Source organism: Psychromonas sp. KJ10-2, assembly GCF_047323255.1.
Lineage (GTDB): Bacteria > Pseudomonadota > Gammaproteobacteria > Enterobacterales > Psychromonadaceae > Psychromonas.
Genome location: NZ_CP178827.1, coordinates 515,925 through 528,417, shown reverse-complemented (window position 1 = coordinate 528,417; position 12,493 = coordinate 515,925). Strand labels below are relative to the sequence as shown.

The following is a 12,493-nucleotide window of genomic DNA, read 5'->3' as shown; positions in this document are numbered from 1 at the left end:
TTTCTTCGTTGTAAGTTTCGTAAAAAGCACCTGTTATTCAGGTGCTTTTTTGTTCTTTAAACAGAGTTATTTAGCATATTGATACAGTCATATGCAATGCACCATTAGTAGTTCTATTTTGTGTGTGATTAGTATCATTGCTGCACTTTGGGTTAAATTTTATATGAAACGTAATCTATTTGAACCTGACATGAGTTAATCTAATTAACTATATAAGTTCTTATTTTAATTAAAGATAAGAACTTATATCTGTTTGAACTTCCAGTTGATATTCCGATAGTTTACTTTTCTATATTAAAATTTTATTTAACCCCGCAAACTCACCCCTGTATAGTAAGCACTCTTTAAATGATAGTTATTTGTATTAGCTGCTAATAGGGCTATACCTTTGTTTATCATGATTAATGAGTGATTAGCAATATAAGGAAGCAGAGTTTCTCGTGAAAGGACCAACCAACAACTCATTGAATCGTATCGAGTCGGTACTTGATTATATTGAAAATTCATTGCATCTCCCACTTTCATTAGAAGATCTTGCCAGCAAAAGTTGTTGGTCTCGGTGGCAATTACAACGAATTTTTCAAGAGTATACCCAGCAAAATGTAGCTAACTATGTTCGCCAACAAAAATTATCAAAAGCAGCCGAGTTAGTGTTAGCTAATGGTAATAGAATGATCGATATTGCTTATATGCTAGGTTTTGGTTCGGAAATTTCATTTAGTCGTGCATTTAAATCTTATTTTAATATGAGTCCTAAGCAATATCAGAAACGTGGACTAAGAATGGGGATTAAAAAGCCTTTGATTAAAAGCCCGTTTACGGAATCTCAATTAAACTCCTTGTTTGTGCAGATACGCATAGAGCATTTACCTAAAATGACCATATACGGTGTAGAAAATAAAATTAAAGGGATCGCTTCTGCTGCACCTGATTATATGAACACTGTGCCTGATACATGGAAAAAGTTTGAAACATTTTCCAAAGCACAACATATTGTCACGGACCAATACTTTGGGGTGATTAGTGCTGATGATGGTGAGCAAGAAGGGCAACTAACTTATTTAGCGGGGACTGCCATTCCACTACAAGAAGCAGCGCATATTGATTTAACCGATCAAGATTATGCCGTCCTCTCCTTTGAGGGCCCAACAGAAATGTTTGCGAAGATAGTCGAATGGTTTGTGTTTTTTGGTTACCTAACTCAGAGTATGAATTATGGGATGGTCATGAGTTAGAGGTTTACAAAAAGCAAATAGATAAATCAAGACTAGACGTTGAATATTGGTTACCTATTTTACAAAAAGCGACAGTCAAAAAGTAAAAATAGTTCATTTCGACATATACTTTGCACCAAATTGTTAAGTTTTTCATTTATAAATTGATATTATCTAAATAATAATCATTATCAATTTAAATGGAAGAATCAGATTATCATGACAACTACAAATGGAACCAAGTATTTCAAACCAACTACCTTAGCCTCAGTGATTGCAATCGCATTATTCAGCCCGCATCTAGCTGCAGATCAAGAATATGATAATGCAACAGAATTAGAAACTATGTCGGTGATGGGTAAGGCTTATCGTAATACTGCAACCAAAACTTCCTTAGCACCTGAAGAAACACCTCAAGCGATTAACGTGATTGATGGAGAGCTATTACAAGAGCGTGGTGCTCAATCATTGAATGAAGCGTTACGTTATACGCCAGGGATCGTGACAGAAACTAAAGGCGGTGCAGTAACCATGTATGATACTTTTACTATTCGTGGTTTCCCTACTAGTCAAAGTTATTATGACGGTTTAATTTTACAGCAACTAACAGATTGGAATGTACAACCTCAAATAGATCCTATTGCACTACAGCAGATTGAAGTATTTAAAGGACCGACCTCAGTTTTATACGGTTCTATGCCACCAGGCGGCATGGTGAATATGATTGCTAAAGCACCTCAATTTGAATCTAAGACTCAAATTGGTGTAAAAATCGGAACAAGTGACTTAAAACAAATTTCTATTGATTCTACTGGTCAAATAGGTGACAGCGATGTTTCTTATCGGTTTATTGGTCTTGCCCGTCAAAAAGATGGACAAGTTGATTATACAGGTGAAGAGCGTTACCTGTTAGCACCTTCTATTACATGGGATATCTCGGATAGAACTTCGCTTAACTTGAACGTGTATTATCAAAATGATCCAGATATGGGGATGAATTCAGCAATTCCTTCTTCTGGTTCACTATATGAAAATGGTAATGGTACAACGAGTTCAAGTACATTCGTAGGAGATAAAAACTGGAGTACCTATGAGCGCGAAGTATTAATGTTAGGCTATAAATTTAGCCATGACTTCAACGCTAATTGGACTTTCCTACAAAATGCTCGTTACACTAAAGCAGACCTATACCAAGAAAATACGTATCACTATGCCAGCTATGATGAAACAACAGGTGACCTTGATCGCTACATATACAGTACTGATGAAAGTTCAGAAGCCTATGCTATTGATAACCAATTAAGCGGTGTTATTAATATTGCAGGAATTAAACATAATGTATTACTCGGCATCGATTACCGCCAGTTAAAAGGTGATTCAGCTTACGATGATTACGGTGCAACTAGCACGTTTGGTACCTTTAATATATTTAACCCTGATAACGATTTAATTGATCGTGATGCATTGACATCATTCGGTACTTACAATGATGAGATATCTCTTAAACAACTAGGTGGTTACTTTCAAGACCAAGTTCGTTTAAATAATTTAGTATTGATTGCTGGTGGTCGTTTAGATACTTATAAAAGTAAAAGTGATTATTCAGGAACCATCGAAAAAGTCGATGAAACAGAGTTTTCATATCGTTTAGGCGCGTTATATGAATTTGATAACGGATTATCACCATTCATTAACTATGCAACTAGTTTTGAACCTGTAGCGGGCCAAAGTGAATTTGGTGAAGCATATGAGGCTGAAACAGGTAAACAAATTGAGGTAGGACTTAAATTCAATTCCCTTGATTACAGTAAAACTGCAACTATTTCAGCATTCCAAATCATTAAAAGTAACGTAAAAGTGTCTGATCCAGCATCAGCTGATTATCAAGGTCAATTACAAGTGGGCGAAGTGCGTTCACAAGGTATTGAGCTCGAAGGTAGTTGGTTTGTTACTGATAACTTAGATGTGTCTGCTGCTTACACATACACGGACATCGAAATTACTGAAGATAGCGAGAATGGTTTAGAGGGGACAACACCTATCTACGTACCTACTCATGCAGGTAATCTATGGGCGAATTACTATTTTGATGACCAATACTTACGTGGTACTCGTTTAAGTGCAGGTATTCGTTATGTAGGTGAAATGCAAATGGATGCAACCAATACTCAAGGTAAAGTACCGGATTACACTATTGCAGATTTATCTATTGGTTATGATATGGGTAACCTTAGTAAATCTTTAACAGGTATGAATGTTAACTTGTCTGCTAATAACGTTTTTGATGCGGAATATTTCTCTTGTTATGACGACCAAAACTGTTGGTATGGCGATGAAAGAACCATTGAACTGGGCGTAAACTTTACTCTTTAATTTAAACTTTAATACTTTAAACCTCATAGTAGCTCGCTATTATGAGGTTTTTTTATGTTTATTAATGAGTACCTTGTTTATTAATTGTAATTACAATTAAGATTAATTATCATTTAAAAATTATTTTAACCTTGTAATAACCTCAATAAAGTAAAATATTCCATCATAAATTTTTCAACACCTTAACTATAATAATAATAGGAATTTTAATGAAAAAATCAGTATTAGCCACTTTGGCCGTATTATTAACTCTCCCTAACTTAGCTTTTGCACACGTTATGCCCGGTGGAGGTGGATTTATGTCAGGGTTTTCACATCCTGTTTTAGGTCTTGATCATTTACTCGCTATGTTAAGTGTTGGTATTTTGAGTGCTCAAATGGGCGGGAAATCAATTTGGAGAGTACCTGTTACATTTGTTATTGTGATGTTAATTGGTGGCATTTTGGGCATTAAAGGTGTCGAAATGTTCTCTGTTGAGCTTGGTATTGCAATTTCAGTTTTGGCTTTAGGTCTCTCAATTACAACTGAAAAAATTACCACATTTTATCGCAATGCTATTTGTTGGCTTTTTTGCTATTTTCCACGGTTTTGCACACGGGGTTGAAATGCCGTACCTTGCTAAACCTGAAATGTACGCCGCGGGATTTGTTGTAGGAACAGCAACAATACATATCGCGGGTGTGTTTATTGCGCTTATATTAAAAAAATTCAAACAAGGTGAGCAATTGCTTAGATATTTAGGTGCAGGCATTGCCGGTGTAGGTTTCCATCTAGTAATGATGTAATACTATTCATAACAGCACTTTAAGTTACTTAAGTGCTGTTAATTTGTTTTTGTATATTTTCTTTTCATATTTTCCCTTTCTAAATTAACTGTATACGTTATATTAAATTCATTATTTACCATTTTTTAAACGTTAAGATAATGAATAAATTACCTAAAGATATTAGAAAAAATTGGCGTAAACAGGGTGAAGCCCCTGATTATCGTTTCTCGCTTGCTAATGAACGCACATACTTAGCTTGGATAAGAACTGCATTAGCCTTGTTAGCCGGTGCAATAGGATTAGACCAATTAACGCCAGACTTAGCGAATGCTGAAATACGTTATGCTTTATCTGCTTTCCTTTGTATATGTTCTGCATTATTGGCTATTTTTGCTTATCGTCGCTGGGCGGCTAACGAAGCCTCTATGCGCCATAAAAAAGCGTTAACTTATACTAGTTTTATTAAGGTGATCAGTAGTATTGTATTTATATTCAGTGGTGTAGTGATTTTGGCTGTTTTTTTATGAATTCTGAAATCGTTGACCATGGATTACAACCAGAAAGAACCTTAATGTCATGGTTTAGAACCTACTTTTTACTTATTATCGTTAGTTTTGTTCTGTTATTTGTAAGTGCCAAACTAGACTTACTACTATTTAAATTAGCGGCTTTATGTTTAATAGTATTTACTATTCTCAGCTTAATATTGCAAATTAAGCGTTTCAAACACTACTCACCTGATAGTAATACGGTCAATCAAGAGGAAGTTGTAACTAAAGTATCACTTTCCTGTTGTGTTGCTTTAATGTCATTGGTTTACGCTGTATTTCTATTGATGAAAATCGTATCCAGTTAATAGTGAGCGACTGATAAATTAAAAGTAAAAGTACTCATCTCTGAGCACTTTTTAGTGATTCTCTACTTAAATAGCTATTTATTTAATGTCCACGGTGACCATGATGTCTTCTGCTATGTTTTTTACCATGATGTGGTGAAAAGAATAAAGAAAGAACAGGGCCATGTAATCCAAGTTGAATGACTGGAGTTGGTGAACGTTTTATCACTCTATTTCTTATCGCTCTTCTTTTCTTAATCTTCTGAACTTGTCGCACATTTTTTTGGTGGCTAACTTTTTGTTTGTGTTGAGCAGATGCTCCATGATGATTATTTGCATAAGCAGGTGTAGTGAATGCAAAACTAAAAGTGAATAAGCCTGCCGTTAATAATGATAATGTATTTTTCATGTTAATCTCCTCGTAAAGTCATATCGACTTTGTTGCAGTGACTAAACTATAAAAGGTAACTATGTGGTAAATTTGCAGAAATTGTGGAGATTCCATAACAATTTTCGATATAAAATATTTGATTTAAATTCAATGGCTTACTTGTTGATTTATCAAATGATTAATTTTTATAACAAAAAATATCATTATTTTTACCGATTTTAACGCATAAAAATACTTATTCTATTGCAGTAATATGGAATAATTTCAGCCAATCTAGCCAATAAATTTATGCTACCTATTTATAATTTGAATCAATGTTCAAGAAGTAAGACAGTTAATCTTATATTTAGTTTTAAAAGGTAAAATTCGCTATTAACGGTCGAGTACTATGTGGTTTTTTTGATGGTAATATAATCATCTTAAGCTTAAGTAACCTATACCAACCAGATTAATTAACTAAGATGTTTTGTCGTGTTATAGAAACAAAAAAGCATGGTAGCGTAACGCTAACATGCTTCTGAATTTTGGATATCTGTAGAAATTTAGTAATAAAATTTAGCTGTCTTTATCTAATTACTTTTACTACTTTTTGTTGCGGCTGATGATGGTTAGTTTGGTGAACATCATTACTCGCTATCACTATAGATGTGTTCACTCCGTTACCAAATGAAATACTAAAGCTAGTACTTGGCTGATTTTTAACAGCCTTATGCTGTGGTTTTTTCATATGCGTATTTTGTTTAACAATTATTACTTTCTGATTGTTTGCTTGCTTTCTATTATGCTGTTGTTTGGCACTCTGATTAACCTTGCTTTTAACAACTGTTACTTGTTGTGTATTATTTTGATCTCCGGACTGTTCATGTCCTCTTGAATTTGCTGATGCATTAAATGAAAAACTTGCAGCTAATAGGGCAGTTGCTAATACTAATAATGGCTTTTTCATACTCTTCTCCAAGTGTTTAACTTTATTGTTAAATCTACAGTTTGTTTCAATAACTAAACTATACTGCTGAAATATGGAGTAAGTTTGTAGAAAATATGGAGTTTAAATATATCCTGATTTTTTGCTGCGAGGCCAACTTCACCTAAATGTCTTTCACGTTTCCTTTTATATTCAATGATAATAAGTAGCGATACTTTTGAACTAGTTAGTTATTTTTTAAAAATTAACCAATATATTGATCTCAGCTACATTATTTTAAACTCAATAAACATACAATAAATTACCTATTTATGGTCATTTAATTGTTACTTTTTTTAAATGTCATCTATTATATAAATGTACCAAGTTTTACTTAGGTTGTTGATTAAGTGTAGTTAACGTAAGTTTTACTTCATTAATTAAACCTTTCAAAGACATAAGTTATTTTTACAACAACAATAGATTACTTAATTATTATAATTATTAGAAAAGGTTTTATTATTAATTACTTATGGATAGGTGATTGTTAAGACTAATAATTAATTAGGATTTTTACTACAAGGAAATGTATGCATCATCTAACCCGACTTATTTTATCTCTTTCTCTCGCTTCGTGTTACAGCCAAGCAGATTCAGTAGATCAAGATTTTATTGATTTTGATTTTGATGAATTAATGCAAATTGAAGTCACTTCGGTTAGTAAAAAGAATGAGAAATTATCAGAAGCAGCGGCTGCTATTTATGTGGTTACACAAGATGAAATTCGTCGTTCAGGCGCAACCAGTATTCCTGAAGCCCTGTTTTTAGTGCCTGGCGTAGATGTTGCAAAAATTGATTCAAATAAGTGGGCTGTAACCATTAGGGGATTCAACGGACGTTTTTCTAATAAATTATTGGTTATGATCGATGGGCGTAGTATTTATACGCCAACATCATCAGGTGTTTATTGGGAAAGTTTAAACTATTTAATGTCTGATATTAGCCGAATTGAAGTTATCAGAGGCCCAGGTGCAACACTATGGGGAACCAACGCAGTTAATGGTGTTATTAATATTATTACCAAACCTGCTACTGGTGAAGAGGGAGAAGTAACTGCTTCTATAGGTAATCAATATAAAGGAGTTGGCGTTAGGCAAGGTGGAGAATTAAGTGAAAATACAAGATTCAGAGCTTACGTAAACAGCAAAAAGTTAGAAGAATCAAAAGACCTTAATGGTGTCGACCAAGATAACCAAGGAAAATATTTACAAACAGGTTTGCGCGTTGATATTGATTCAGGCGATGACCAATGGTTAACCCTACAAGGCGATCTATATAAACATCAACTTCGTCAACAATACTCTGCATCAGATTATTCTTCGCCCTATATTGCTACAATAGAAAGTGATGATGTTGATCTGATAGGTGGCAATATTGCTTTACGTTGGGGAATGAAAACCAGTATTGATTCTGAGTTAAATGTACGCACGAGTGTCGATTTTTATGAACATAACGATCCACAGTTCGATGAAAAGAGAACCACTTTCAATATTGATATAGAGCATCAATTAAAGCCCATGACTGATCATTCATTAATTTGGGGGGCAGGTTATCGTGTCAGTCAGAATGATCTTGATGGTTCAGCTCTTTTAGTACTTCATCTTCAATAGAAACAACTCGAATTTGGAATTTATTTATCCAAGATACTTGGAGCATACCAGATCAAAACCTCTCCTTAACTTTTGGTGCGAAATTAGAAGGAAACAATTATAGCAGTACCGAACTACAACCGAATGTACGTTTGAGTTGGTTAGCAACAAAACAAATGACTTTATGGACAGCAATTTCGCGTGCTATTAGAATTCCTTCACAAGTTGAAAATGACTCTATTATCAATATTCAGGTAATCGCGCCTAGTCCTTTTGATCCCACAGGAACCCCTGGATTATTGCAATTAGTAGGTAATAATGAATTTGAATCTGAGGAGTTAACCGCTTATGAAGTTGGTTACCGTTGGCTTCCGTCTTCTGAATTGTCCTTTGACATTACGGCTTTTTATAATAAATACAATAATTTATTAAGTTATGACATTGGAGATGCAGAGTTAAAAACAGTAAACGGCAGCACTTTTTACGTGATCCCTATTAACCTCGATAATAATGTTGAAGGTTATAGTTATGGAACAGAATGGCTAGCAACCTGGAAAGTGACGCCATCGGCACGCTTACGTTTTACCTACAGTTATCTAGATATTAATTTAGAAGATACTCAAACCAATGCATACAGTAATGATGTTATATCACTAACCGCTGATCGCTCTTTAACACACCAAGCTTCTATTTGGGCAAGCACAGATTTATTCGAATCAGTTGAATTTGATATACGTTTTTATTATACCTCTGAAAGGAGTTGGGACAGCACAAACGGTGAGCAATATATTTCTGATTCCATCGACAGTGATTTGCGTATTGCATGGCAAGCATCACCATCATTAACTTTATCGCTTATTGGGCAACACCTTTTACATGACGAGAATCAACAATTTATTACCGAGTCATCCAGTACAGATTCATTAATAGAGAGAAGTATCTTTGTTAATGCGCTATATCGCTGGTAATAGCGATTAGATATATCGAGATGATAAATAACCCAATACTCAGACCCTTATTTATTTTTCTACTGTATTTCCTGTTTAATATAAACCTTGCTACAGCAGAGCAAAATAAAATAAGTACTCTAAAAGTTGCTTACATATATAACATAGCAAAGTTTACTAGCTGGCCGGATACTACATGGAATAACCCTGAAGACGCATTTGTTTTATGTGCCTATGGTGAAGATGAAGTGACCAGTGAATTAAGCATGTTAACTGGCAAAAAAGTGGCGACCCATCCCATTTCAGTGGTTGAAGTTAAAAGTGATCAAGATTACAGACATTGTCATGTTTTTTATATTAGTACCGACGACCGTAATCTTTATCGTTATTTACTCTCCCAAATCGAACTTCAAAAAGTATTAACGATAACCGATCAAAGCCCTCATTTTACATCTGGCGGTTTTATCAATCTTGTTGAGCATAATAATCGACTTCGTTTTCAAGTTTCTAATCAGCAACTATCTACAACGCAATTAGTGTTAAGTTCAAAGTTATTGAAGCTTTCTATTCTCGTAGATGATTAAAGGTGAACCAGTGATAAAAATAAAAAATCTTTCTATAAGAAATAAGTTAATAGCAATCGGTTTATTGCCTGGCGTGATAGCCACGATTGCGATCATTATATTTGTTAGTTTCGCTCAGCACTATTATCGTCACTTGGACTCTGAGAGTGAAATCAGCACTTTAGCAAGGTTAATGGCGACTCAAAATACAGCAACGGCACTGTTTAAAGATCAACAAGCAGCTCAAGAAAGCTTAGATAGTCTTCACGCGAAAAAAGAGATTGTATTAGCGAGAATTTACGATCAAGACAAGCAAGTATTAGCTGAATATTTACAATCAGATTTTGACCAAACAGCACATAGCAAATTGATATCTATGCCGTTATTAGCGTTACAAAAAGGGCAGTTATCAGAAATATTGTCGCAAGTTGAACCGATAATCCATCAAGGAAATACTGTAGGTTATATATTGTTGGTTGATGATTTTAGTGTGTTACATCAACGCTTATTAAAACAGTTAAGTATTATTCCTTTCATTTTTATTTTAGGAACATTGTTTGCTTTATTGATTGCTTTAAGGATGCAGCGATTGATCTCTGCGCCACTTTTAGAGATCACTAAAATTATTGATAAAGTCTCTACCGATAAAGATTATAGCTTGCGTATTCCAGGACATCGCCATGATGAAATAGGGTCGTTGATGAAGGGGTTTAATCAGATGCTTGATCAAATTGGACGCAGAGATAAAGCCCTAAAAGATCATAGAGATAACTTAGAAAATAAAATTTTAAAACGTACAGAAGAGCTGACCACTGCGAAAGAAAATGCAGAAGCGGCAAGTAAAGCAAAAAGTGAATTCTTAGCAACCATGAGCCATGAAATAAGAACACCTATGAATGGTATTTTAGGAATGACTGAGTTACTACTGACAACACCGTTAGGGCAAAGACAAAAAAGGTTTACTGAAACGGCCCATCAGTCGGGAATGAACTTATTAGGTATTATTAATGATATTTTAGATTTTTCAAAAATAGAGTCAGGTAAGATGGAACTTGAGTTGATTGAATTCAATTTACGTTCTTTGATTGAGGAGTTTGGCTCTTTATATGGTGAAACTGCTCACAATAAAAATATAGAATTAATACTGTCTATCCCACCTAATTTCAACGATACCTACCTAGGTGACCCTGTTAAATTACGACAAGTACTCACTAATTTATTGAGTAATGCATTAAAATTTACTGAACATGGTCAAGTAACCTTGAGAGTATCAGAAAAACAAAAAGGTAAAATTCATTTTAATGTTATCGATACTGGCATTGGAATTGAACAAGAGAAAATTGACCATATATTTGAATCTTTTGCTCAAGAAGATAGTTCAACAACTAGAAAATATGGTGGTTCAGGGTTAGGACTTCCTATTGCAAAACAATTAGTTAGGTTAATGGGCGGGGTATTAACAGTCACTTCTGAAAAATCAGTGGGGAGTCAATTTTCATTTGAAATTGAACTAATGCCTATTGAGTTGACCTCAGCTAATGTCGATACTAATGCATTTAAAGTCTTACCTGCATCATTGAATTTACAGGAAAAGCATATTCTTGTAGTTGATGATAACGCAACAAATCGCTTTATTATTAAAGAACAACTCAAAGAGATTAATTTAAATTGTGATTTAGCGACAGGTGGAACGGATGCTTTAGCATTATTAAATGTTGCGCATCAGAAAAATAAACCTTATGACTTAGTTATCTTAGATATGCATATGCCAGGGTTCGATGGTTTAGAGTTAGCAGATACTATCCGTAAAAATAGTGAATGGAAACAACCAATTATGGTGATGTTAAGTTCAGTCACCACAGATTCAGTATTACTAAAAGAAAGCAATATTACCTATTTTTTAAATAAACCTGTATTACAAAAAGAACTTTATGATTGTTTAGACGATGCTTTTAACCTGTCGAAAAATAACCACGATTCTGCGCAGTTACAAGAAAAAATGGATGAAAATTATCATTTTAGTTATCCATACAACATTTTAATCGCTGAAGATAATCCAGTTAATCAAGAAGTGGCTGTTATTGTACTAGAGTCATTTGGTTTACATGTAGATGTTGCTGATAACGGCCTCATTGCAGTCGAATCAGTAAAAAACAAAAATTACGATGCCATCTTGATGGATATGCAAATGCCTGAAATGGATGGGCTAGAGGCAACACGTACTATTCGAAATTTAGAATCTACAGGTGAAATTTGTAAAGGAAATATCATTATCGCATTAACCGCTAATGCAATTGATGGCGATATGCAACGCTGTCTACGATCGGGAATGGATGCTTATCTTAGTAAGCCTTATTCGATGGCTGAGTTATATGAGCAATTGGTACCCTGGTTACATATTCCACGTGCTGATGATTTAAAAATCACTAAAGACAATAAAAACAATGACTTGACTGTAAATCAGAATGAGAGTTTTAATCAATCAGTTGATCCTAGTTTTCTAGATAATTTAGCGACTTTACAGCCAGGAGATTCATCAGTATTGATTAATAAAGTGGTTAATCTTTATTTACAGACTCTACAAGAAAGCTTAAAAGTATTTAACGACTTAGACTCTGCTAATGATGATATTAGAAAATCAGCACATACTTTAAAGTCTAGTAGTGCGCATGTTGGTGCAAATCAACTTGCAAAATTAACTGATAAATTAGAAAAAACGTTAATGTCCAATTCATTGACTTCAGTTTCAGACTTGCTTAAAGAGATAGATTCAGAATCTATCAATGTTATTGCTTATTTCAATACAAAAAATAATTATAAAATTTGAATGGGATATAGCATTTTATTAA

At 34.1% G+C, this 12,493-nt stretch carries 10 protein-coding genes and 1 pseudogene; 9 read left to right on the top strand and 2 right to left on the bottom strand.

Annotation, left to right across the window (positions count from 1 at the left end; genetic code table 11):
- The first annotated feature begins 440 nt into the window (after window positions 1-440).
- From ACLKL2_RS02560 to ACLKL2_RS02540, 5 genes and pseudogenes are all read left to right on the top strand, one after another.
- Window positions 441-1,235 (top strand): helix-turn-helix domain-containing protein, encoded by a 795-nt coding sequence (locus ACLKL2_RS02560; protein ID WP_413693256.1) that lies wholly within the window; start codon window positions 441-443, stop codon window positions 1,233-1,235.
- A 198-nt stretch (window positions 1,236-1,433) separates the two neighbouring features.
- On the top strand, window positions 1,434-3,587 hold the full coding sequence (locus tag ACLKL2_RS02555; protein ID WP_413693255.1) for a TonB-dependent siderophore receptor: 2,154 nt from the start codon (window positions 1,434-1,436) through the stop codon (window positions 3,585-3,587).
- A 209-nt stretch (window positions 3,588-3,796) separates the two neighbouring features.
- Window positions 3,797-4,373, top strand: a pseudogene (locus tag ACLKL2_RS02550) (HupE/UreJ family protein).
- A gap of 140 nt (window positions 4,374-4,513) precedes the next feature.
- Window positions 4,514-4,882 carry a YidH family protein gene (locus ACLKL2_RS02545; protein WP_113818717.1) on the top strand — a complete coding sequence of 123 codons (369 nt, stop codon included), beginning with the start codon at window positions 4,514-4,516 and terminating at the stop codon, window positions 4,880-4,882.
- Entirely contained in the window at window positions 4,879-5,211 is a 333-nt protein-coding gene (locus ACLKL2_RS02540; RefSeq protein ID WP_413693254.1) for a DUF202 domain-containing protein, read from the top strand. The genes ACLKL2_RS02545 and ACLKL2_RS02540 overlap by 4 nt, the downstream gene beginning before the upstream one ends.
- Window positions 5,212-5,293: 82 nt before the next feature.
- Here the strand turns inward: ACLKL2_RS02540 and ACLKL2_RS02535 are convergent, their stop codons facing one another.
- Together ACLKL2_RS02535 and ACLKL2_RS02530 are read right to left on the bottom strand one after the other, a co-directional pair.
- Complete coding sequence (locus ACLKL2_RS02535; protein WP_113818719.1) at window positions 5,294-5,599, bottom strand: hypothetical protein; 306 nt, start codon at window positions 5,597-5,599, stop codon at window positions 5,294-5,296.
- A 547-nt stretch (window positions 5,600-6,146) separates the two neighbouring features.
- Complete coding sequence (locus ACLKL2_RS02530) at window positions 6,147-6,527, bottom strand: hypothetical protein (protein ID WP_413693253.1); 381 nt, start codon at window positions 6,525-6,527, stop codon at window positions 6,147-6,149.
- Window positions 6,528-7,075: 548 nt separating this feature from the next.
- On the opposite strand from ACLKL2_RS02530, the gene ACLKL2_RS02525 reads away from it, so the two are divergent.
- Genes ACLKL2_RS02525 through ACLKL2_RS02510 form a run of 4 tightly spaced genes read left to right on the top strand, consistent with a single transcriptional unit; the run spans window position 7,076 to window position 12,471 of the window.
- On the top strand, window positions 7,076-8,155 hold the full coding sequence (locus tag ACLKL2_RS02525) for a TonB-dependent receptor plug domain-containing protein (RefSeq protein ID WP_413693252.1): 1,080 nt from the start codon (window positions 7,076-7,078) through the stop codon (window positions 8,153-8,155).
- Window positions 8,152-9,102, top strand: coding sequence for a TonB-dependent receptor plug domain-containing protein (locus tag ACLKL2_RS02520; protein WP_413694234.1), 951 nt, complete (start codon window positions 8,152-8,154; stop codon window positions 9,100-9,102). Before ACLKL2_RS02525 ends, ACLKL2_RS02520 begins: the two co-directional genes overlap by 4 nt.
- 20 nt (window positions 9,103-9,122) lie before the next feature.
- Window positions 9,123-9,665 (top strand): YfiR family protein, encoded by a 543-nt coding sequence (locus tag ACLKL2_RS02515; RefSeq protein WP_413693251.1) that lies wholly within the window; start codon window positions 9,123-9,125, stop codon window positions 9,663-9,665.
- 10 nt (window positions 9,666-9,675) lie between these two features.
- Window positions 9,676-12,471 (top strand): response regulator, encoded by a 2,796-nt coding sequence (locus ACLKL2_RS02510; RefSeq protein WP_413693250.1) that lies wholly within the window; start codon window positions 9,676-9,678, stop codon window positions 12,469-12,471.
- The last annotated feature ends 22 nt before the right edge of the window (window positions 12,472-12,493 follow it).